This window comes from Mycolicibacterium septicum DSM 44393 (assembly GCF_000455325.1).
In the GTDB taxonomy this organism is placed as follows: domain Bacteria; phylum Actinomycetota; class Actinomycetes; order Mycobacteriales; family Mycobacteriaceae; genus Mycobacterium; species Mycobacterium septicum.
On record NZ_HG322955.1, the window covers coordinates 1 to 22,117 of the forward strand.

Below are 22,117 nucleotides of genomic sequence, written 5' to 3' on the forward strand. Positions count from 1 at the left end.
CACATCGGTGATCAACCGGGCCAGTTCGCGATGGCTGCCGAGCACCTCGACGGCCTCCGTGCGCCAGCTCTGCCGCTGCTCACCACGGCTTCGCGGCTCATGTTTGGCCTGCCGGGTTTCCAACGTGGCTTGCTGGGACAACGCCAGCATTTCCACGGCGCTGGGCTCACGGCCGTGCTCGACCTGAAACGCCTTCGCCAGGTCTGCGACACGGTGTTCGATCGCGGCGCGCCGGACTGACCAGCGTTCGATGAGTTCGACCGGTATTCCGTCGATTTCACGCACCGGCCGCTTGCCGGTTTGGGTGCGGGTCTCGGCGAACTCGACGCCTAGTGCGGCCATCACATGAGCTTCAAGGCGGGTGTTGTAGAGCTCGGAGGCGGCGACGGTGGCCTTGTGCAATGGCTGGCCATCGAGGGCCAACCAGCGGGGCACGCCGTCGGCCCCGATGACGCGCACCTTGTTGCTGATCGCGACGTGGGTGTGCAGGTTGGGATCTCCCGCGCGGGAGTCGCGGTGATCGAATGCGGCGGCGATGAATCCGGTGGTGTCGACCTGGGCAATACCGTTGGTTCCGGTGCGCGAAAACGCTGCGTGTTCCTCCAGGAAAGCGAGCGCGTCTGCGACGGCCCGGTGGTGGGCTTCCTCGATTTTCGAAGCGATGTCATGGGGTGCGATCGCCCACAGCGTCGACACCGATTTGACCGGGGTGAACGTCAAGTCATAGCCGGCGACCGCTTGGGTTTGTGCACGGGATTTACGGGCGACGAAGCCGGTCAGTTCGCGCTCATCGGCTGGGGCGCGTCCGTAGGTTTCGGTGAACATTTCGCGACCTACCGTGGTGCGGATGCGGGCGCGTTCCTCTGGCTCCAACGATGCTTGGCGATCCCGGCCGAGAGCGGTGTTGAAGTCGGCGTAGCCCTCACGCAGACGCCGCATCCATTCGTTGTCGGTCTTGTTGACGCGGAACGGCCGGCCCAGCCGCGCGGCGGCGATCGCCCCCTCATGTCCGAGCCCGACCCCGGTGAGCCGCTGCGTGATTCGGTCGGCATTGGGGTGCAGGCCTTCACCGAAAAGGGCCTTCATCTGGTCCTCGGTGACCTCGGAACCCTCAGGGATTGACCACAGTTCGGCGACCGTCGGATCGTTCGCGTCACGGCCTGCGGGCTGTCCGAGCCCGGCCAGTCCGCTGCCCATCCAGTGGCCGGGCGACTCGCCCTTTTCCGAGTAGTAATCGGCCAGGCTGGGCTTGCGGTGGGTGTCGTCGGACGCGGCGACCTGGCGAATCAGGTACAGATACCCGTCGCCCGCGCTCAGCTTGTGGAGGCCCATCACTGCGTCATCACCTGGTGCTGAGCCAAAGGCCACCGTTGCCGTTATGCGACAGCCGTTACCGTTTCGTGACCTGAATGCAAGAGGTGTGATGTGTCTGTGGAGGGGTGAGTAGTGATGGAGGTGAGGAAGGGGCTGGGCATGGCGGCAGTGGGATGGCGCGGTAGTGCAGGTGGCAAACGGGGTGGAGGCAGGTAAAGGCGGGGCGGGAACGGTGTAGAGGGAAGTGGGCAAATGAGTGTCGGTGGGAAATCGTAGGTTGGCGGTCATGGTGGAGAAAGTCGGGAAAGCGTCGGTGGAGTAGGTGTTTTACACCCCGCGCTTAGGTTTGGAGGCCGCGCGCTCGCCGCACCGCGGCGTCGAGCTGGGCGGTCTGCCGCGCAGTTTCCTCGGTCCGCTTTTCGCGCGGCATTGCGCGCGGCTTCCAGCGCGACGGCCCGAGCGGCGACTCGGCCGGCACTGCCGGCGTCCGGACCGCGCGGCGGCGTGACCTCGGTGGCCTGTCGGGCCCTGGCCACCCGGGCCGCGGCGGCGGCGAGTTCTTCGGCTTCGCGGGCTTCCTCGGCTGCCGCGGGGCGATCGTCGAGGTTGTCGATGCCGTGCCAGGCCAGGATCGCGCCGAGCAGCCCGATCGGCTTGTGCGGTGCACCGGGGATGGTCCGGCCGGTGATGCCGAGCCAGTCGGTGATGAGCTGGTTGAGGTCGCGTGCCGTCCAGCCGTGGCGTGCCGGGGCGGCTAGCAGCGCGGCCCAAGCGTCGGCGGAATGGCGCTGGGCCCACGGCGGGGAGTGGCGATCGGCCCGCCACGATCGCGCCAGGGCTGACCCTCCGGGGTCCGGGCTGGTGCGGCGCTTTGCGCCGCATCCACGGGAGCCCTTGGGCGAGCGCTTTTCGGTAGTGAGTTGAGGTAAAAGCGAGCTTTTACTGGATAAAAGAGACCCTCCGAGGTGGGGTGACATTTTGTGGATAACTCGTGCCAACCAGGTGGAATCGTGCAGCACCCATACCGAGGCCCAGCCGCGGCCGCGGTCACCGACCCGCCAGGAGGCCAGGCGTTCGGTCAGGGTGCGTTGGCGGCCGCGCAGGATCTCGGTGGCCACGCCCAACAGGATCAGGGCTTCGTTGCCGCGCTGGACCTGGCGCTCGGATAGGCCGGTGTCGGCGGCCAGCTGGGCGACGGTGGGCCGGCAGTTGCGGCCGGTGGCGTGATCGGCGTAGCGGGCCCGGGCCGCGGCGATCGTCAGGAGTGCTTTGCGGCCGATGCCGCCGTTGCTCATTCGTGGCCGAATCTGGTTGTAGTGGGCGGCGTAGGCGGTGGCGACGGTGATATGGACCCAGTAGTCGGCGCCACCGGTCCAGCACGGCACACCTTTGTGGGCGCCCTCGGGCAGCTCCAGGTAGACCAGTTCGCTATCGAGCCAGACATGCTCGCGCGGGACGGGTTTTCGGGCCGCACGACGCCGCAGACGGGTGTTGGCGCGCGGCCGGGTACGGATGGCGCCACGGCGGCGTTTCGTGCGGCTAGAGCCGTTGTAGGGGCGCTGGCCATGCTCCCCGACCGTGCGCGGTCTGGCCGGCGATGATCCGCCGGCGGAGCACCCTCGCGCCGAGAGGTCACCAAGCGCCGCGGAACCGTCGTCGTAACGACGAAACATGCCGGCGACGATCACGCGAACACCGGGCGGTCCAAGACCGCGGATGGTCGACGCACTGCGGCCGCTGGAGTCAGCGGGGAATGTGGAACATCACGGCGCGCGTCATCTGGAATCAGATACAGGCATGCGCTACCGTGAGACCTGACCGTCAAGTCAAGATCCCTTCGGGGATGGGTACGGAGACCCGGAGCCGAGCTGGCACTCGACTCGAACCTCCACGACGTGGCCCCGCTAAGGCGGGGCCTTCGTCATGCTGGGGAGGTCTCCATACCGGCTATTGAGATGTCACGTCTGTCCAGCTGTCACACAACCTGCAAAAGGCATGCCGGACCAGGTCTCAGATCGCCAGCGGCAGAACCTCCTTCTCAAACCCTTTGTCGAGTTCACGGACAAGGTTGGGAAAGCCCATGTGTCGGCAGATGATGTCGGCGAGGTAGGTGGATCGCTGCATGCCGAGCCGTTCGTGGTCACGCTCGACGAGCGCCGCGATCGCCAGGGGCAGACGGACTTTCGCGTGCGGGCCGATCGCATCATCGGCGGCGGCCGTTGTGGGGTACCGAGATTCGAACAACAGCTGTTGCGGAAGGTGGCGCATCAAGTCAGGCCGGCCGTAGTGGAAGCACACGATGTCGGTCAGCAGAGCTGACCGATCGATGCCGTGGTCGGCCGCGGCCGCGGCCGCGGCGTTGAGCACTGTGACAGGAAGCGTTGCGGTCATGATGGCTCGTTCACCAAGCGACGGGCGACCACCCCGATTTGTTGATCTCGATCCAGCCATGGCGCCGATCCTGCCGGTGCGTTTTCCGGAAACCGGGCAGACACGCCGGTATCTCGTGATCTTTTTGTGACACGTGATGCAACTGAGCATCGGAGGGGTTACGCGGCGGCCTGATGACCTCTGCGCGTCCTCGTCCAGCCCCGCACGACCGCGACAAGACCGCGCCACTGGTGCGCCTCGCCATCGTCGGCGTCGTCGAGAACCTCGGCTAGGAGCGGGTCGATGTTTTCGCCTGCTTCCGAGATGAAGTGGGCGGCTTGAGCAATGTGTATCGCAGCCACGGCGAGTGGAGCGACCGCGCCATCAATAGCGGCATCGTCCGCTGAGGAGACCGCAAGCGATTGGCTGACAGCAAGGCTCAGCCGGATCAAGGCTCGCGGCATGAGCTGGACGAGCACCTCGGTGGCGTCGAGGATGCCGTACGCCTCGTCGGCGGTCAGCGCGTGATCGAACAGCTGGGCCATCGATGTCGCGTCATTGAAAGCGCGAATGTTGGACGCTGCAGTGTTCAGAAATTCATCTGGCGACCCCATACCGAAGATACTAGAAGCGTGCACGCATACATGCAAGCACGCAACATGCGTGCAAGTCCATGCCTGGCGGCGCTGGTCTGTGCATGTAAAATGCGTGCATGCACGAGGATGCGGCGGCTCAGCAAGGTTCGAGCGGCGCCGGGCTAGGACTGCCGGTGCGTAGGCGGTTACAAAAGGTTCCGTTGAACACCTACGTGCGGCCGGCCACACAGCAGCGCATGGAGGCACTGAAGGACCGCGGGTACGCCGTGACCGACATTGTCGACACAGCTCTCAGTGAGTTTTTGGACCGTGCCGGCGTTCCACGGGCCGACGATTAGTCAACTTGGTAGAGCGTCCTTGTTCGTCTGGTAGACCTCCTGCGCATAGGCGTCAATGCGCAGGGCAGGAACCGTGTGTTCGGTGTAGTTCTGCAGCTGGATGCGCAAGTGTTCATGGGCTTCGAGAGGTCTAGCGGCGTCCACGATGTCGTCCCTGGAGTGCTGTCGATTAGTTAGTCACTGTCGAGCCTGGATGGTGCGAGAGGTCAGCTGGGTGGCATGTGGCCGTTTTCATCGGGTCGGGGGACGTTCGCGGCGTCTAGGTAGGCGTTGATCGCATCGTCGACGGTGTCGGTGAGTACGTAGCCGCGTCGGGTGATCCACTCGATGCGAGCCAGTGTGGCGACGTGCAGCTGGGTTGAGAATGGTCCTTTGGTTGCTCGGCGCCGCGGCTTGAGTTTCACGGAACCACTACTCCCCTGCTGCTCAGTTGTGTCGGGGTTGGCTTTAGGCATTACATCTTGTGGTTGCGGCGGCACGACTTGAGCCGGGGCCGGCGTCGGTTCGGTGGGTTCTTCTTCGCCGTGGATGCGTGCGGCCTGGGCGCGGCGCTCGGCACGCGACAACGGTCGTGTGGATTCCAATTGCAGCCCGATGGACTTTCCTTCGCTCATTGCGACACCTTCGCTCTTTTAGCCACTCGCTCGGCCACTTCTTGGTAGGCAACGGCCGCGGTGCACGTTGGTGCGTGCATGTGGATCGGCATCCGCTTATTCGCGGCTTCTACGACCCGAACTGTGTGCGGTACCTCGCCCAAGTAAGCACCACCGCCGTCCCACTCTCCCCAGTCAGCTCGCAGCTGGTTGCGTACGTCCTTGCCGGCCTGGGGCCGGCCGTCGAAGTCGGCGAGCAACACGTATCGGATCTCGATGTCAGCGTTGAGCGTCTCTTGGACGTCGAGGATGGTGTTAGCCAGCTCGCGCATCGAGCTGACCTCAAATCCACCTGGTTTCAGTACCGCCATGACATCATCGGCTCCGGCCAGGGCGGCTGTTGTGAGCTCACCCAGGGCCGGCGGGCAGTCGATCAGCACGAAGTCGTAGTCGTCTATGACGCTGTCGAGTTCACGGGCCAGCCGTAGTTGCCCCCCTGAACCAAGGCCTGTGCGCTCGAGCTCGCGTAGCGCCATATGTGCGGGTACTACATCAACACCGAACTCGCTGCGCTTGATAACGCTGCGCAACGGCACGCGCAATGCCCGGTCGGGGTGCAGAACTTCATACAGCGAGGCGTCATCGGGACCGAGAACGACCCTCAGGCACATCGTGCAGTGCGCCTGCTGGTCCATGTCGATCACCAAAACTCGATAGCCCTGCTGCGCTAGAGCTGTGGCGACGTTGACCGTAGTGGTCGTTTTGGCAACGCCGCCCTTCTGCATCGCGATCGCCAAAACCCGGCCTCCGCCCAGCTTGGGGCTGCCAACCTCAGATGTCATATCAACAACTATACCTTCAACCATGCCTAGTTAACATCATACATACATAGCTACATGTATTTGTACATGCATGTAGCTATGTATGTACAAATGACTTGCCCTTTGAGGGGGCCCAGCCAGGCTCGTCCGATCCGGAGGGCGGCAGTGGTTTGGCGCTGACCTGGGGTTTGCACCCTCACCCTGTAGACCTTGCCGGGAGGCCTCGGAATGTATGGATGCTCCGGATAGTCCGGCGTCCCATGACGAAAGGACAACCCGGATGAAGCCTGGGGTTGTGGTGCTGTTGGCGGTGCTGCTGTTGGCGGCGATGGTATCGGCCGGCTACATGGTGATGTGCGCGTACATCGCGACTGTCACCGGGAGCACGGCGGGGCTGGCCGACATTGGGAACGCCGCGGCGTTGACAGCTGGGTTCAGTGCGATGGCGGTGGTGATCAGGTTGGGTCATTGGTGGCGGTAGGTGATTGCCCGATACTCCGGCCCTGGCTCGGCGCGGATCTGGCGGTCCGCGCGGTTGGGGCAGGGCCGGAGTATCGGGCGAGCACAGTATCGGCGCGTCACGCAACCCCAGGGATAAGGGCGCGCCAAGATGGGGTCGTCGTTGCGGGGGAGGGTGCGGGACCCGTACACTTATATGCGTAGCCAGCCCATTGCGGTGGGTTTGGAAGTGAGCCACAGGATAACTCGCCGGACGACGAGGCCTGTGGCTCGCGGTTTTTCTAGGGTCAGATCGTGTGCAGTTCGACGGCGCCGCCGAGAGCATCGAGGTAGTCCGGGTTGCCGGTGCGGGCCTGGACCACTGCTCCGCACACGATGTCTGCGGCCCACAGCGCCGGCTCAAACCGTCCGACGGCGTGTTCGATGCGCAGCGTTGATTCAACGACGCGGCGAGAACGCAGCATTTGCAGAGTGGCGAGATCACTGGCGTCGAGCTGGCCGCGCGATTCGAACGTGATGGTTGAACACGGCATGTGCGCCAAGTGCGGTAACAGGAACTCCATGCACTTTCGGCGATGGCGACGGTCATCGGCGTCCCGATCGACATGGACGACGACGAACCCGGTGACCGGGAGGTCAGAGACTGCCTGGATGAGTTCGCCGCGGCGTTCGTCGCTGCTGCCGTGCCAGTGAAGCTTGGGTTCGCCGATGCGCAGGCCTTCCATGGTTTTGCGCATGCCGTCAATGTCGTCGTCTTCGCATAGAACGGCGGCGAGAAGATAGGCGCCCGGGTCTAGGTCAGGGCGTGATCCGCTCTCGTCGGCCCAAGCTGTTAGCACGCGAAAAAGCGTAGCCAGTGCCAATCAACCTCGGGGACGACACGCACTCTGGGGTTCTTCGAGCTCGTGCCGAGGGTCAGCGGCTGAGGAGCTCCCGGAGTCTCTTGGCGCCCCGGTCGGATACGGACTGTGACAGAGCGTAGGCGGCGGCCTGGTCGGGGGTGAGTCGACCACTATTGATGTGGTCGCTTAGATAGCGTCGGACTTGGGCTTTTTCATCCGGGCCGGTCCATCCGTTGCGGCCGCCGTAGAAGATCACGGAGTCGAGGTCTTTACGAGCGTCTGCCGGCACCTCGGACGTGGTGGTCTTGCCGGTCAGCAGGTTGATGGCTGCCGCGCCGGCGGCCCATTCGGTCAGCGGCAGCCGGGAGCTCTCGACCACAGCAAGGGAGTAGCCACGTGCCAGGTCCATTGCCAAGTGCAGCGATTGTTCACTTGGCACGAACGCTAGAACTGGGCCTCGATCGAATCGGGTACGGCTTTTCGGGGTGGTGTGGCCACCCGCTCGGATGATTTCGTCGAGGTCGACATAGCCCAAGCCCCCAGTCTTTTGCGCATTACTCACCACCATCGGCGGCAATCCCTCGTCTTGGCTGCGTTCCCAGATCCAATCTGCGGCGAGAGCGATCGCTTGCTCCCACGGACGATCTTCGACGTCATCGGGGACCCAAGCCGCGGCACGCAGATGGGTGGATGGGTGCAGGTCAGCGGTGGTCATAACTCAACTCCGGATTGATCAGTGGGTTTGGCGAGGTAGCGGTAGGCAGTAGCACGGCCGATGCCGAAGGCTGCGGCGAGTTCTCGCACAGGTTCGCCGGTGGCGGCCAGGCGGCGTAGTTGTTCTTGGCGGCCGAGGCTGAGTTTGGGCGGCTTTGTGGCCGGCAGTTGTCGGTTGCGCCGGGATTCGCGGGATGCGGCTCGCCGCTCCTTGCCGAGTTCGAGTTCGAGCTCGGCGAGTGTGGCCATGATGGCGGCGACAGCGCGGCCGGTTGGTGTGCCGGTATCTATGCCTTCGCGTAGAGCTCGCAACAGGATTTGACGTTCGCCGAGGTCGGCAATGGTGCGGGTGACTTCGGCGACTGAGCGGCCGAGGCGGTCGATCGCGGCGACAACTACGAAGTCGCCGGCCCGGGCGTAGTCGAGCATGGCGACCAGTCCGGGCCGCGGCGTTTTGGCGGATCCGGAGAGTTTGTCGGTGAAGATGCGATTGGCGTCGACGCCGGCGGCAACGAGCGTCGCGAGTTGTGCATCGAGGTCCTGGCCAGTGGTGCTGACACGGGCGTAGCCCAGGATCGCCGTCATCCGATGACTGTCTCATTGCCGACCGACAGTCGGGATAGGAGACGCGCGGTGTGAGACAGGAAATGAGACACCGCGACCTGGCCAGATGGGTCAAGGGACGGCAGGGTTAGAGCTTGTCTCGTTTGTTTAGAAACGAGACATTGGAGATCGGCCCACCCTTGTCATACACATAATGGTGTGTGACACTTAAGGCACATTCGTCATACGACATTACGCTAAGGAGGGCGGCATATGGCCGTCTTGAATATCCGAGTAGATGATCAGGTCCGCGATGAACTCAAGGACATGGCTGACGCGGAGGGCGTCACCGTCAGCGAGTACGTCCGCGATCTGCTCATGGCCGCGCTCGTCCCTGGGTACGAGTCCAAAGAGGACCACGGCGACATGCCGGCGCCGGAGACTATGCGGATTGCCGATCGGCAGGTGCTCTCACTGCTTCACCGCATCCTCGCGCGCGTGCTGCCCGAGGACAACCACGACGTGGACGGAGACGCCGGTTATCAGCTGGCGCGTGCGCGGGTGATCGAGGCGGGTTACACCGGGGAGTACTGGCGCGAAGTCGCCGGGTTCAGCCCCGAGCTGTCCAAGCGCGACTGCGGCCGCGTCCTAGACATCCTCGACATGTTCCGCATCATCACCTTCAGCATCCGGCGGCTGGAAAAGGACGGGACCACCGTCGACGAGGAACTCAAGTACAAGCTGGAGTTCCAGGGCTTCGACGGCAACGACGGACTCGAAAGCCACATGGCCCACTACGTCGAGTTCCTCATGAACGACGGCCGGTGGGCCGAACTGCAAGAACAGTGGAACAGCAATGACGAGGGGAACTCCCACTCCCTGATGCTCGACACCTATATGCGCATGGTTGCCGAACACCGCCGCATCAAGGCCAGCCGCGACCGCGGATTCCACCGAGAGGACTACCTGCTGTCCATGGAGGAGCTGGAGCAGATCGCCGCGGCCCGGGTCCATCCGTCGAACCGCGGGTAGCTCGGCCCAATTACCCGCTGCGTGTTCAGGTCAGCGTTGCCGCTGAGACAAAAAGCGCTTCACACCAGGGCTGCGAATATGGCCGGCCGAAACCTGCCGGTTTTCCAACTTCGCTGAAGCTTCAGTTGCCCCGGCCGCGATCTTCTTGGTCACTGCTGGCCGGGAGCCGCAGAAGATCCAGGTGAGGAATTCGCCGACCGGTGTGTACCACCGGCCTAGGGGGTCGATCGAGCCGACAAAGTCCTCGAACGGTTCAGGTGTCCACTCTCCTTCGATGGCGTCTATCACCGCTATTTGGTCATCGGCAGGGACGCTCTCGTAGTCAGGATGCGGCGGTGGCAGACGAAACCACACGACCTGCCTCGGTCGAGCCGGCCAGCGGGAATCCACCTCAGTCAGTTCGGTGAGGTCGATCCCGCCGACGAGACGCTCGTACCTATCGATATGGCCGCCGAAGGGCTGGCTGTAGGGCAACTTTCCTCTGACCACTTCGATTTCGTGCGAGCGCTCCAGTGCTCCGATGGCGCGATGAAGGCTCACCCGCGCGCTTCGGGGAGTGTCCGGGGTTGCTAGCCCCAGCAGATCGACGGTGTACCAACGCCAGCGAGCTCGCACGACATCAACGTCGATGTCTGCAGATAGAAAGTCGGAAATGCCTTCATCCCAGGGCCTTGGAAAGCGGTCAAGCCGCCCCTGAGCCGTCAGTGCGGCAAGAATTGTGCGCTGCAAGTTCCCCGGCCCCCGTGACACGGGAAATCATTCTAATTAAGTGTTGCCGGACCATGGATAAGTGTTGCCCATCAGCCCGGCAGCAACGTAGTGCGGGGGACAATTAGAGGAAGACAAAGGACAGAGCTGCCCCCAAAATCCGTGGTCGCGGTTGGGGGCAGCCCCACGTCCATACGTGTGATTGCCTAATCAAGCTAAGGACATTATGAGGATAAACCCTTCTACCCGTCAAAAGAACCGTTTTTTAACAGTGGGGAGTCGGCGGTGACGGCCGCGGTGCCTCTGGGGGAGGATCCGATGCCGCAGGAACTGTCATGCGAGGACCTGGCGGATGAGCGGCCTGTGGTGGTGACGAAGTTTCCTGAAACGCGGTCGCGGCCGCCGTGGCAGTTTTTGCTCGACGACATCGAGTCCAAGCTGCAGGAGCTGCGGCTGGCAGTGGAGAGCATTCTGGCGGCAGTTTTGCCCTTCCTGCACTCGACCGCCGAGGATCCTTGCTGGACCTGCGATGACGCGGCCGATCCTGGTGAGGTCAAAGTCACCGTGTTGCCCGACAAGTAGATGGTCTGCTGCCAGGTGAAAGAGAGCGAGACCTCGCCAGGTTGGCGAGGTCTCGCTGTGTCTATGCCGGGTGCCGGAGGTGTGCTCAGCCTTTACAGCTGAGCACCGTTAGTAACTGAACACGACACGCTCAGTCTCTTTCCCGTCTCGAACAAGAATGTGCTTGCCTTCTTCTTGAGCCTTGGCGATGAAGTCGCCGACTCCGATCAAGCGTCGAACCGCCTCGGTGACGGTCAGTCCGTGCTTGTCTGCGTAGGTCTTGAGCGCCGTAGCCGTCTGGCTGTTGATGTTTACATTCAGACGGGTCTGTGGCGCATCGGCCGAATCCTGCTTGGACTCTGGCCGGCGATTCTTCGACTCGGTGCTGATAGGCGCTTTTGTGTTGCTCATTTTACTGACATCCCTTTTTCTTTTCTCCGAGCTAGATCGGATTGGTGTGGTCCTAGGGAAGGGGGCGGTGCGGAGTTGCCGAGGCATGCGCACACCCTTTAAGCCCGCGTGCGCGCATTCCCGTGCAACGAAAGGGGGTGCACATGGCAGGTGCACACACACTCTCAGTGTTTGACGCCTGATAGTTCAGGCCCGGTCCCGGCATGGACAGTCAAAAACGATCAAGGGTTGCTCGCCGACATCAGCGTCGGCGAGAAGGCCTGGAGGTTGTGCGGCAGCGGGCCGCGGCTGGCGGGAGCGGCGGCAGCCGGCCGCCTATGACCATCAAGAACGTGGGGGGCTTTCCACACTGCTCGTGTCGAAGGGTCCATGACCATCTCCGCCTCCTACTTGGCTTACAAGTCACGGGTGGGAGGAACCTCCCCGACATCACAAGTCCCAAAACCTTCCCGCAACTCTCACTTTTGTACGTGATATGACACGTACGGTAGCACATTTTACGCAATCCGTAAACACAAGTTGATGAATGTACGCACACGACGTGTGTATCACGTCTGCATAGCTTGCGCATCATTCGTGTATGATTACCTTCGAAACGTCCTGCGGTTGGGCGGTTTGTAGATGTGCCCCTTCAGACGAGCAGGGAGGCAGACGTGGCAGCGGACGGCGATGACCAGCAGGATCCGGCGGAGAACGCCCCAGAGAACGGCCCGAACAGCGTTATCCCGATTCCAGAAGAACCTCCCCCTGTGGAGGTGCAGCCCGAACTGAGCGACACCGCTGGCAACGGCAATCCGCCGGACGCTGCCCCCACCCCGGTGACGACTTCGAAGCAATCGGTACCCAAGCACCGATTCCGTTGGTGGGCGTTGGGCATCATCGCCGTGTTATTCGTGCTGACGGGTACCGGGACACTTCTGACCGCAGCACTGTCGACCCACGATGGGGCCACCCAAGTCGCCAGCGATATCGCTAAGACGGCAATTCCCACACTGCTCACGCTGCTGGGCACAGCCACAGCGTGGGCCTTCAAAAGTGAGGACTGATGAACAGCTACCCCGCAGACGAAGCCACCAAGATCATCACCGGCTGCAGCGAAGTCATCTTCGAAATGGACAGCGCCAACCACTTGGATGTATGCGTAGACCGCTACCCAGCCACATCAGGACAGTCCGGAGGGGACGCAGCCACCGACGAGGTCGGTGACCGCACCCTCTGCGCCAGCGACAAACGCCGTTGGCTGTCCCGCTGGTTCCAAAAGCGCCGCGGCTAAACAACTACCGACACGTTCTCGACGTTCTCGACAAACGAATAAGTGCCACCAGTCTGCTGCCGGGATACAGGGCAACAGGCTGGTTTTTCCGTGCGCCCCGTTCAGGTCTGCCCGGTCGCCTCGCGGGATCCATGCGAAGAAAGTCGCGAAAACTGGTTGGCTTCAGGCGGCAGTTTGGGGGTTGCGGTAGGAGACAATAGGTTCGATGCCCGGCCACCAAGGGTGGAGGGGCATCGGAGTGTCGGATGAGCTCGTAAACGGGCGAGGCCGATAAGCAGTAGCGTCATTACCGGATCTGCGCGGCCTGCGCAGACAGTGAAGGGAAGGGAGTTCGATTAGGGCAGTAGACGGGAAGCGATCACCCCACTTTTCCTTTTGCCGTTGCCTTGGTGTGTAACGACGTCGGCACATCAGGAGTGTCGAGTTGTACAGCGCGACAAGTGTGAAAGGAAGTGCGGATGTCCTGTCAGCAGCCGGAACGACGGAGAGCCGAGAAGCTCGCGCTATGGGTAGCAGCCACAGCGCAAGTGATTCGGCTCCTCTTGGAGGCCGTTCGCGACGGTCACCTCTGGTAAAGGAAGCGGGAGTCGGGCAATCATGCCCGGCTCCCGTTTCTTCATCAACGCCGCAGGTCAAATTCTGATTCGACGTACGCGGGAACCGACTAGAACGCGCTAACTGTTGCCAAGCGTCAAGCGTTACTATTGCCAAAGGCACCAGTTAACAATTGTCGCAACACAATCGTTTGGTGCTTAACCAGAGGTGGTCATCGGGGACGGTGGTCCACGCGAGGAGAGCCGGCCAGGCTCAACACAGCGGGCTGCTACCCCGCGAGCCAACTGGCCGGCTCTCTTGTTTTCCGCAGCAGTGGTCCGAGTCTCCTGCCGCCCTCCACCAATAAAGGTAAGTACGGATGTGCCGGTACTTACCGGTATTGACGTGGGGTTTTGAGACCATCCCCTTTCCTTTTGGGTAGCGCATAAGCGGGTAGGCGGCAATAGGCTGAAGGCATGGGCGGTGAGAAGGCTGTCGAGCTTGAGGTGTGGGAGCCGTGGGTTATGGCGGTGTTCAAATTGAAGGCGATGCAGCGACAGGCCACCACCCCGCCACGACCTTCCTTGACACGTACCCCGTTAGTCGGAAGTGGGCCGGATCCTGTTGGACGGTCGATCGCTGGATTTGAAGCGGCGGTCAGTGCAGTGTCGCAACTCGATCATCAGGCGGCGGTACGCGACTGGGAAAGCCGCCGGCCACGTGTAGCGGCGGTCAGTGCAGTGGTGGACGCAATCGGAGAGGCCGCTGTTGCCCATCGGCCTGACATCCAGGCGGAGATCGACGCGCTGTGGGTTGAGCAGCACGCGACCCATCGGCACTCGGACCAGGTCGGGACCGTGGTCTCCTCAGCTGGGACCCGCATCTACAAGATCGCGCAGCGCCGCCGCGAGCGGGAAAGGGAGATTACGACCGAAATCCATCCGGCATCCTTGGCGCCCTCTGCGAATTTGGAAGAGATCACAGCCGCTTCAAAAGCTTTCTTCGAACAGCGGGCGGTAATAACGGAGACTGCGGTTGCACAGGTGAATTCGCAAATTCGCCGTGTGCTGGATCTAGCGGATGAGACACGGGGGGCGAGTGTCATCGACTGGCTGAGTATGTGTGATTCACCGAATGATGAAACAGAGGGGGAAAGCTGATGGTGGCCAACGAGTTTGGTATGGATCCGGAGGGCACACGGTCTGGGCTGGGCGCTGCGGGCCTGGCGGCGCAAGCGGGTGTAGTGGCCGGCGCATCGGCAGTGCCGGTCGGTGAGTACACCGCTCCTTACAGTGCTGCGGGCCAAGGCTTGTTGTCAGCGTTGGAGGCAGAGGCTGCTGCGTTGGTGGAGTTTGGCCTGGTGATCAGTGCCGCGAGTGTGACGACAGTGGAGACGGCCGAGAACCAGAACGTCGGGGAACTGGGTACGTAGGAAAAGGGGGAGCAGAAAGATGGGTTCGCCGTGGTCACCGGCAGGTGAGTCAACGCCACCGCTACCGGTCAGTGGTGGGCAACATATGTCACCGGCAGAAGGCTTCCCACCGCCACCGCCACCGCCACCGGCGCGACGGTGGCGGCTTGTCGGGGTGGTTGGCGCACTTCTCGTGGTTGCGATCGGGGCGACCGCCGCCATTACATACGCGTTGAGCCACGGCACAGACAGCCGGCCAACACCTTCTGCTGAACCAACGCTCACAGGCCCGAGCGCTAGCTCTGCACCGACGCCGACGTACAGCCAGTCAGAGCAAGCTGCTGCGAAGGCCAAGTTGTGCCACGTGTTTGAGGTGTCGGTGCGAGGCCAAGAGGGCCAGGGCGGGATTGTCATGAACGGCGAGCCGAATATTCCACTCATCCTACGCACTATAAATTCTGTTGTGGCCGTGCAGAATACGACGTCACCGGCAATACCGGAATCATTGATGACGGCAGTCCAGAAGTACGTGGAGACCTCTACGAATCTCACCACAGCCGCTCTTGGTAAAACCCCAATCGACGAGCTCACCCGCCTGACCGAAGCAAATAACGGCGCCACGTATGCGCTGGCCGACGCGTGTGGGGTGCCGCGCTGATGGCTGCTGTGAATCGTCCGATGCCATTGCCGAATCCGGATGAACCACCACGGTGGGAGGATCGGCATCGCTGGATCGCGCATCAGTTGGTGCGCCAGGTGGCGGCTGCGCGTCCGGAGCCGGATTGTTTCGTGCCGCAGGTAGGAGTGCCGGCCGGACAGGACATTCAGTTGACGCCGGGCGCCTACACCTATGCGCTGATCGCGCCGGGGGAGTGGCCGACGGATTCGGAGACCGCGTTGGAAGCCGCAGGAGAGGAGTTGACGGCACATAGCCGTCGCACCGAAAACGCCGCTGTTGAGTCGTATCGGCTGTCCACGGCAGTGTTTAACGACTCCTATACCGCGGGGGAGGGTGCGGAGGCGGCGGCCGCTCACTACGAGAAGCAGCATGCGGCGTTGCTGCGGCTGTCCCAGGCGCAAGCGGCTGTCGGCGCTGGTTTCACCACGTTGAGCGGCGATGTGCGTAGAACTAAGCGGTTGATCCGTGACGAGCACGACACAGCGCACGCCGAGATTGAGCGGACGCTGCGGGCGCAGGCGACGATGTTGGGCGGGCCGGTAGGTGTGGTGGCGATCGTCGCCAAACACCGGCCGCTGATCGCTGGTTTGTCGGCGGAGCTTCGCGGCCATGTGGCAACGCAAACCGGTGCGCTCTTAAAGGACTTCCCGGAAACTCCGGCGTTCGATGGTGATCCCCGCAAGGGCACGGGAATCGGCAAAGATCTACCAACTGACGGCTCTTCTGGGAAGAAGGACGATCTCAATCCTCCCGGAACCGGCACCAAAAAGGACTTGCCAACGGCTGGCCAGAGCCCAGCTGGGAGCACACAAAACGGAAACGGGATCGGGAAAGCGCTGCCCTCTGCGGGGGTCACGTCCCCAGCCTCCCCGTCGCCTTCTCCTGGGCGTCCGTCGTTACCGTCTATGCCAACAGGCGGCGGTAGTGGCTCGTCACCGCTGAGCGGTGCCGCCAGCGGTGGTATGGGTGGGCCGTTGTCGGGGCTGTTGGGTGGTGGTCCTAGTGGCGTGGCCAACAGCATGGGGAATCCCGCGTCTTCGGTGCAGGGCCAGACTGCGCGGGCGATGCAGGCCTCTATGGGCGGTGAGTTTGGACGTGGGTTGGCAGCCGGGGCGAATGCGGCTGGGGCGATGCCGTTTTCACCAACACCGCAGCCTGTGCCGCAGGCGCCGCCATCGCCGTTGGCGGCCCCGATGGGTGGTTCTGCGCCGTCTGTGGCGGCGCCAGCTACGGCGAGTGCACCGATCGCGTCTGCCGGTCCATCACCGGCCGCCATGAGTGGTTCGGTTGGTGCACCGGCTGCGGGTGGGGCTGGGGGTGGGCTGACTCCGTATGGGTCTGTTTTGCCCCCCGCAGCTTCGGGTGCGGGCGGCCCGGTGGCTGGTGGTGCTCCTGCTGGGTTGTCGGGTGGTTCGGTTGCTGGTGGCGCGCCAGCTGGCGCCGGTGGTCCGGGTGCGACAAGTTTTGTGCCGGTGAGCCGGGGTGGGAATGCCCCGGAGCGTGTATCGCGGGCCGTGTCGCTCTCTGATTTGGAGGTCGCTAGGGGGGTGGTTGCCGATCTGGCGGCCGCGTCGAGTGTGGTGCATCCCGGGTTGGATTGGGCGGTCGGCGTTGCCCGCGGGACGCAGGGGATACCGGAGTACTGGATCGCGTCGAACGACGGGTTTGGTTGCTACATTCCGGCGGGCGTGTACGTGCCGGCGTCGATGCCGGTGTGTGGAGATCTCGACGACGGGCACTGGGCTGGTTGGTTCAACCCGGCTGAGACAGTGCTGCGCGCAATCGAGGCGCATGGTTCTACGGTGTCGGCGATCGCTACGACATTCATGTCACGATCACGGCTGATCGACGAGGATCGTCCGCTACTCAAGGATGTGGCGGTTGGCGTGGCGCCGGTCGGCGGTCCGGAGGATGCCGAAGCGTCACGACCGTTGCAGAGCCGGTCACATCGGCTGGAAACTGTTGCGCCGGGCCTCTTTCAGGAGTTGTCGGCGGCGGATCCGGCTGCCGTTGACGCCTATGCGCGGCATGTGGTGGGGCAGACGGTGTTCAATGCCGGTCCGGAGCTGTCCAGCATGGCGCAGGCGGTGGCACGTGGGGTGATCTCCGGGAAAGGTCCGACGGAGGAGGAGTGGTCGGCGCTGCAGCAGGAGTACACCTCGGCGGTCTTGATGGCGGGATCTCAGCGCCCGGGATTGATGGGCATTCACGAGCCGCATCAGTTGCTCACTTACCAGCACGATTTCGCGGTGTGCCGGCGGCTGGAGACAGTGGTGTGCTGGGAGCACGACAGCCCGGCTGATGTGGTGTACGCGGCCTGGCAGGCCGGTGTACGGGTGCCGTTCGACGTGCTTGAGCGGGTGTAGCTTTGCGGCGGTTAGACGGTGGTGGAGGGTTTGTAAGCCCTGGTGGTTACGAACCAAGAGGTTCCGGCGCGGCGCCTGCGGAGCCGTTCGGCCCAGTCGGGTAGGCGGTTGCCGGTCCTCATCTGCCACGGAAAGGGCAGGACTCCGGCTAATGATGGTGCGACGGCGTGGATTTGGTACCAGACTTTCTCGTATTCATCGACGATGCTGCTCAGTTGGTCGCTGCGAGCGGCTCTGACGTCCCATGACATTGTGCGTTCGTCGTCGACACGTCCGCCGCCCCACGCACGGCGATATTCACGGCGGTCGGATCTGAGAGCGGTGTCGAAATCTTCTCGTAGCTGGTGGTACTGGCCGGCCAGGTCGAGTGCCCGGGCGAACTCTTCGCTAAATGGTGTGTCGGTCATGACAAACATCATGGCCAATCGGTCCGACACTGTCAGAGTTCGAGGCCGTGGCTGCGTTGCTGGGTGCGGTCGAGGTCGCGGGCTCGGTGGTCGGTGGCGCGGTATTGGAAGTTGGCGGTGAGTTGGTCGACGCGTTGGAGCAGCTGCTTGGCCTGGGCCTGATGTTCGGTGCCAGCCGATGATGCCGTAGTGCTGGTGGTTTCGAGATGGGTTCGGGCCCGGTCAATCGCGGTGGGCGGCGCCTGGGCGGCGGTGACTGTTTCGCCGTTGCCGAGGTGCTGGTGCCAGGGCAGGTGTGCGCGCAGGGTATCGGTGAGCTCGCGGCTTGGCGGCGGCGGTTGCCGGCGCTCCTGGGCGACGGGTTTCACCGAGGCCTCGGTGTGGGTGACCAGAAGCAGTTTGGTGCGGGTCTGATCAGCATGTTCGGTGAGCCAGCGCAGCTGCTCGGGTTGCAGGTGGTCGGCGTCGTCGATGACGATCAGGGTTGCTTCGGGCAGTTTCCATCGGCCGGCACCGAGGTTGTCGCGAGCCTCGACGGGGCTGGCGGTGGTGTCGGCGTAGCGATGTTGCGCGGCCTCGTGCTGGGCACGGTCGCTGGCGGGGATGGCCAGCACGCGACGGTCACCCTGGTGGTTGCCGCGATGCGCGGCCTGCGCGAGAGCGACGAGCACGCCTGACTTGTCGGCATCGGCTTCCAGGTGTAGGGACTGGACGGTTTCCAGGCTGCCGGCGATCGCGATGACGACCCGGCGGTGGTCGTCGTCGAGCGGTTCAAGAGCCGCCTCGGGTACCTCGTATCCAGCGTTGGGGCTGCGGGCGCCGGCTGCTTCGAGGAACTCCACTTCTGTTTGGAGGGAGGGCAATTCGGCGGTCATGTCGTAGTCCTTGTCGGGGTGGGTGGCGAATGCTCGAGCGGCGGCGGCCTCGGCGCGGAAAAGCTGGTTGTCCAGGGTGGTGGCTTCGGCGCGTGCCTCGCGTAGGGCCTGGGCGTCGGCGGTGAGGGCAGCGCCGCGGCGCTGCTGGATATCGCGTTCGGTGACGATGTCCTCGGGCCCGCCGGCGGCATCGAGGAGCTCGGCGTAGGCGGCTTCGCGGTGCTGCTGGGCATGTTCGACTGCTGCCTCGATGTCGGGGGTGTGCCGGGCGAGATAGTCGCGGGAGCTGCTGTACAGGCCGACGAGGGCGGGGTTGCCGGCGGTTTGGGCGGCGGCGAGCTGGTGGGTGAGCTGGTCGAGGAGTCGGTGGTGGGTCTCGGCGCCAAGCTGGGCGCGGACCCAGTCGGCCTGGGCGTGGACGTAGGCGTGGTGGTAGGGCCGTTGGTGCTGGTGGCGGGCGGTCAGGGCGGCGATCTCGGCGGCCGCGGCTTGTTCAGCTGGCCCGGAGTTTTGGTGCAGGATGGCGTGCTCGAGCGCGCGGACACGTTGACGGGCCTCGTCGCGGCGGTGTCGCAGCGCTGGGATATCGACCGGCTGACGGACCTGCGGCGCCGGAGTGGGTGCCTGTGTCGGGTCGTGGTCGACAGCCGGGGTTTCGCGGTCGAGTACGACTGCGGTGGTAGGAACTTCGGAAAGTCGCCACCAGAGGGCGGCCGCGGGCAGTTCGTCGGGCAGCGGGCCGTGTGCGGCGATCGCGGTGGTCAGCATGGCGGACACATCGGCACCGTCTTGGGCGGCGTCGTCGAGATAGGTGGCCAGCCGGGGCCAGTACGGGTCGGAGAGAATGTGGGGATCAAGGGTGGCGACGAGGGGACGCCATCGTTGAGTGCTGTTGTGTTCCCGGGTGATTACCGCGTCGACGTTGTCGTGGATGAGCTTTTGCACCGCAGCGGAGCGGTTGGCGTGCTGCCCGGGCCCGGTGAGCCGGGTGTCGGCGGCGTCGACGTCGTGAGCGGCGCGGAACACCGCGATCTCGGCGGTCAGCCCGGGCTGTTGGGCGATGAGGCGGCGGGCCCAGGCCGGTGCGGTCGCTTGGGTCCATTGTTGGGAGGTGTCGCGGATCTGCGCGGCGCACTCGGTGACCCGTTGTGCGCGTGCGGTGATGTATTGGCCCCACACGGGTTCATCACGCAGCGCGGCGGGGATGGCGGGCAGCCAGCGCAGCGGGCCCACCGTGCCCAGGCTGGTGCCGGCCGGCGTGGGTAAGCGCCAGTCGAGCACCGCGGCGACATCGACAGCATTGCCCAGCGGTTTGGCTGCGGCGTGCTGGAGCGCCGCGATGGGGTCGTGGCCATCGAGGGCGAGCAGGGCCAGGTTGCGCCGCAGCACCGGCCAGGCCTCAGCATCGGTGATGTCGCTGGCGATCGCCGTGGCGGCCTGGTCGATGCGGGCCATGATGTCGGTGCCGGCGAGGTGTTCTGCCCCGGTGGCCAGAGCGTCGGCGTACATGCTGGCCAGGCCGTGGAGCCGCTGGAACGGATCGGTTTCGGCGCGGGCGGCGGTGGTGGCCGAGACCTGGCGTCCGTCGCGGCGCAGGATCGCGGTGAGGATGTCGACCGCGGTGGGCTGCTGGGTGGCCTTGGGCGCCAGGATGCGGTGCGGGTCGGCTTCAGAGGTCGAGAAGTAGACGTGGTTTTCGTCTTTGGCGCGGGTCGCGGCGACGTAGAGCTGTTGGCGGGTGAGGTGATCAGTACCCACGATGTGGCAGGTGCCCTTGATGTTGTGGGTGCCGGCGGTGATGCCTTGGGCGGCGTTGATCGTCGAGGCGTAGCCGAGGGTGGTGTTGGCCGCGACGTAGTCGGCCGGCAGCCGAATCGTGCCCGTTTTCGGGTCGCTGCCGAGCCGGTACGCGGTGACCGATCCGTCGCGGTGGGCGGATTTGATGACCCAGCGGTGCCCGTTTTTGACCCACGTTCCGTTGCGCATCCGCAGCCCTCGGGCGTTTTTGCGGGTGATGATCCAGTCGCCGGCCGAGGCGGTCAGCCCGTCACTGAGCGTGACCGTCGCTGACGGCTTGGGTGAGGTGCGGAGCCGGTCAAGGCGGGCACGTTCGTTGAGTTGTGCGGTCATCTCATTGGTGGGCGCGAGCAGGACGCTGCGATGGCCGGCGGCGATGTCGTCGGCCCATGCTTGGTAGGCCATGTCGGCGGCGGTTTGGTCGGCTCCGACATGCACGCGGCCGTGGTCGATGTAATAGGCGATGCCGGCGGGATCTCCGTCGCGGATGGCCAAACTGGCTGCGCTTTGGGCCGGGTCGCGGAACCGCACCACGGCCGACAACGTGAGTGTTTCTGGGCGCGAAGCGAGGTCGGTGAGGACACCGCCGGCCGAGATCGACGCCAGCTGTTGATCGTCACCGACCAGCCGCACGCTGGCGCCTTTGGCCAGGGCATGACGGATCATCTCGTCGAGCTCGAACGTGGAGGCCATCCCGGCTTCATCGACGATCAACAACGTGTCGGGACCGATAGCGTTGAACCATTTACGGGCCGGATCTCGACGCGCAGAGCGGTCCTGTTCAGCCCCGGCCAACTGCACGAATTTCGCCATGGTGTCGGCGGTGATGTGGGCATCGTTGGCCAGAACTTCGGCGGCGCCCGCCGTTGGGGCCAGGCCGATGACGTTGCCGCCGCTGTTGGTCCAGGCGGCCGCCAGCACGGACATGGCGGTGGTCTTTCCGGTGCCGGCCGGCGCCAGCGCCAGTTGCAGCCGGGCACCGGAGGTGGCCATCCCACGAACCAAGGCTTCCTGTCCGGCGTTGAGCCGCAAGCCATGTTGGGCGTGCGCTTCCAGCATCGCCAAACCGATGCTGGTGTCGTCGGCGCCACGGCCGCCACCGAGGGCAGCGGCGTCCAGGATGCGGCGTTCAGCGGCCCGGATGGCTTCACTGGTGTAGACGGCCGAATCGTGGCGGGTGTAGACCGAGGCGCCATCGCGGCGCCGCAGCGCCATCGGCTCGTTCATCTCGGTATCGGCGTGGCTGCTCAGGGCGATACTGCACTCGTCGAGTGCGGTCTTGACGATGCGGTCCAAGGCCTCGATGTCACCCTGGCGGCCGACGTGCCGGAGCAGCCGATGCGCCTCAGCCCGTACGTGATTGATACCCCACGTCGACCGGTCGTGGGACACGGTTTTGATGACCGATTCGGCTTGTTCAGTGACCCATTCGCCAGTGATCGCCACCGGCCGCCGGCGGGCGCTGCGGCCGGT

General features: G+C 64.1%; 23 protein-coding genes and 1 pseudogene. 10 read left to right on the forward strand and 14 right to left on the reverse strand.

Annotated features, from left to right (window positions below):
* The 4 genes from mobF to TX88_RS32510 all read right to left on the reverse strand — a co-directional run.
* On the reverse strand, nt 1–1,332 hold a 1,332-nt coding region (gene mobF, locus TX88_RS32495; RefSeq protein ID WP_044524909.1), incomplete at its 3' end, for a MobF family relaxase.
* 266 nt (nt 1,333–1,598) lie between these two features.
* Nucleotides 1,599–2,987 (reverse strand): helix-turn-helix domain-containing protein, encoded by a 1,389-nt coding sequence (locus TX88_RS32500; RefSeq protein ID WP_244438735.1) that lies wholly within the window; start codon nt 2,985–2,987, stop codon nt 1,599–1,601.
* Between the two features lie 337 nt (nt 2,988–3,324).
* Entirely contained in the window at nt 3,325–3,705 is a 381-nt protein-coding gene (locus TX88_RS32505) for a hypothetical protein (protein ID WP_044524910.1), read from the reverse strand.
* A 158-nt stretch (nt 3,706–3,863) separates the two neighbouring features.
* Nucleotides 3,864–4,298, reverse strand: a complete 435-nt coding sequence (locus TX88_RS32510; protein WP_055109377.1) for a hypothetical protein — start codon at nt 4,296–4,298, stop codon at nt 3,864–3,866.
* Between the two features lie 98 nt (nt 4,299–4,396).
* Between TX88_RS32510 and TX88_RS32515 the strand changes: the two genes are divergently transcribed.
* A complete protein-coding gene (locus TX88_RS32515) occupies nt 4,397–4,618 on the forward strand; it encodes a hypothetical protein (protein WP_044524914.1) in 222 nt (73 codons plus the stop codon).
* Here TX88_RS32515 and TX88_RS35680 read toward each other — a convergent pair.
* From TX88_RS35680 to TX88_RS32525, 3 genes and pseudogenes are all read right to left on the reverse strand, one after another.
* Nucleotides 4,619–4,735: pseudogene (locus tag TX88_RS35680) on the reverse strand (antitoxin); the annotation flags it as partial.
* A gap of 89 nt (nt 4,736–4,824) precedes the next feature.
* Nucleotides 4,825–5,232: a hypothetical protein gene (locus TX88_RS32520; protein WP_044524915.1), complete on the reverse strand. Its 408-nt coding sequence runs from the start codon at nt 5,230–5,232 to the stop codon at nt 4,825–4,827.
* The gene (locus tag TX88_RS32525) at nt 5,229–6,053 is read right to left on the reverse strand and encodes a ParA family protein (RefSeq protein WP_044524920.1); all 825 of its coding nucleotides are present in this window, start codon (nt 6,051–6,053) and stop codon (nt 5,229–5,231) included. Before TX88_RS32525 ends, TX88_RS32520 begins: the two co-directional genes overlap by 4 nt.
* A gap of 259 nt (nt 6,054–6,312) precedes the next feature.
* On the opposite strand from TX88_RS32525, the gene TX88_RS32530 reads away from it, so the two are divergent.
* Nucleotides 6,313–6,513 carry a hypothetical protein gene (locus TX88_RS32530; protein WP_044524922.1) on the forward strand — a complete coding sequence of 67 codons (201 nt, stop codon included), beginning with the start codon at nt 6,313–6,315 and terminating at the stop codon, nt 6,511–6,513.
* Between the two features lie 265 nt (nt 6,514–6,778).
* Here TX88_RS32530 and TX88_RS32535 read toward each other — a convergent pair whose 3' ends face one another.
* The 3 genes from TX88_RS32535 to TX88_RS32545 form a co-directional block, all read right to left on the reverse strand.
* Nucleotides 6,779–7,330: a hypothetical protein gene (locus TX88_RS32535; RefSeq protein ID WP_044524924.1), complete on the reverse strand. Its 552-nt coding sequence runs from the start codon at nt 7,328–7,330 to the stop codon at nt 6,779–6,781.
* A gap of 76 nt (nt 7,331–7,406) precedes the next feature.
* On the reverse strand, nt 7,407–8,048 hold the full coding sequence (locus TX88_RS34780) for a hypothetical protein (RefSeq protein ID WP_207550726.1): 642 nt from the start codon (nt 8,046–8,048) through the stop codon (nt 7,407–7,409).
* Nucleotides 8,045–8,632, reverse strand: coding sequence for a recombinase family protein (locus TX88_RS32545; protein WP_044524926.1), 588 nt, complete (start codon nt 8,630–8,632; stop codon nt 8,045–8,047). The genes TX88_RS34780 and TX88_RS32545 overlap by 4 nt, the downstream gene beginning before the upstream one ends.
* 231 nt (nt 8,633–8,863) lie before the next feature.
* On the opposite strand from TX88_RS32545, the gene TX88_RS32550 reads away from it, so the two are divergent.
* Entirely contained in the window at nt 8,864–9,622 is a 759-nt protein-coding gene (locus TX88_RS32550) for a YfbU family protein (RefSeq protein WP_044524929.1), read from the forward strand.
* Nucleotides 9,623–9,652: 30 nt separating this feature from the next.
* On the opposite strand, the gene TX88_RS34455 is transcribed toward TX88_RS32550, so the two are convergent.
* Nucleotides 9,653–10,372 carry a hypothetical protein gene (locus tag TX88_RS34455; protein WP_131809183.1) on the reverse strand — a complete coding sequence of 240 codons (720 nt, stop codon included), beginning with the start codon at nt 10,370–10,372 and terminating at the stop codon, nt 9,653–9,655.
* Nucleotides 10,373–10,615: 243 nt separating this feature from the next.
* Here TX88_RS34455 and TX88_RS32560 point away from each other — a divergent pair, with 243 nt between their 5' ends.
* Nucleotides 10,616–10,912: a hypothetical protein gene (locus tag TX88_RS32560; protein WP_044524931.1), complete on the forward strand. Its 297-nt coding sequence runs from the start codon at nt 10,616–10,618 to the stop codon at nt 10,910–10,912.
* Nucleotides 10,913–11,020: 108 nt separating this feature from the next.
* Here TX88_RS32560 and TX88_RS32565 read toward each other — a convergent pair whose 3' ends face one another.
* A complete protein-coding gene (locus TX88_RS32565) occupies nt 11,021–11,302 on the reverse strand; it encodes a hypothetical protein (protein WP_049925660.1) in 282 nt (93 codons plus the stop codon).
* A 653-nt stretch (nt 11,303–11,955) separates the two neighbouring features.
* Here TX88_RS32565 and TX88_RS32570 point away from each other — a divergent pair.
* The 6 genes from TX88_RS32570 (at nt 11,956) to TX88_RS35505 (ending at nt 17,565) form a co-directional block, all read left to right on the forward strand.
* Complete coding sequence (locus TX88_RS32570; protein ID WP_055109375.1) at nt 11,956–12,348, forward strand: hypothetical protein; 393 nt, start codon at nt 11,956–11,958, stop codon at nt 12,346–12,348.
* Entirely contained in the window at nt 12,348–12,575 is a 228-nt protein-coding gene (locus tag TX88_RS32575) for a hypothetical protein (RefSeq protein WP_044524936.1), read from the forward strand. Before TX88_RS32570 ends, TX88_RS32575 begins: the two co-directional genes overlap by 1 nt.
* Before the next feature lie 1,010 nt (nt 12,576–13,585).
* On the forward strand, nt 13,586–14,269 hold the full coding sequence (locus tag TX88_RS34460; protein WP_131809182.1) for a hypothetical protein: 684 nt from the start codon (nt 13,586–13,588) through the stop codon (nt 14,267–14,269).
* A complete protein-coding gene (locus tag TX88_RS32585; RefSeq protein ID WP_044524939.1) occupies nt 14,269–14,541 on the forward strand; it encodes a hypothetical protein in 273 nt (90 codons plus the stop codon). Before TX88_RS34460 ends, TX88_RS32585 begins: the two co-directional genes overlap by 1 nt.
* 343 nt (nt 14,542–14,884) lie before the next feature.
* Nucleotides 14,885–15,178, forward strand: coding sequence for a hypothetical protein (locus TX88_RS34465; RefSeq protein ID WP_064872014.1), 294 nt, complete (start codon nt 14,885–14,887; stop codon nt 15,176–15,178).
* A complete protein-coding gene (locus TX88_RS35505; protein WP_244438736.1) occupies nt 15,160–17,565 on the forward strand; it encodes a hypothetical protein in 2,406 nt (801 codons plus the stop codon). The genes TX88_RS34465 and TX88_RS35505 overlap by 19 nt, the downstream gene beginning before the upstream one ends.
* An 11-nt stretch (nt 17,566–17,576) precedes the next feature.
* On the opposite strand, the gene TX88_RS32595 is transcribed toward TX88_RS35505, so the two are convergent.
* Nucleotides 17,577–17,972 carry a hypothetical protein gene (locus TX88_RS32595; RefSeq protein WP_131809290.1) on the reverse strand — a complete coding sequence of 132 codons (396 nt, stop codon included), beginning with the start codon at nt 17,970–17,972 and terminating at the stop codon, nt 17,577–17,579.
* 32 nt (nt 17,973–18,004) lie between these two features.
* Nucleotides 18,005–22,036, reverse strand: a complete 4,032-nt coding sequence (locus TX88_RS32600; RefSeq protein ID WP_162563256.1) for an AAA family ATPase — start codon at nt 22,034–22,036, stop codon at nt 18,005–18,007.
* Between the last annotated feature and the right edge of the window lie 81 nt (nt 22,037–22,117).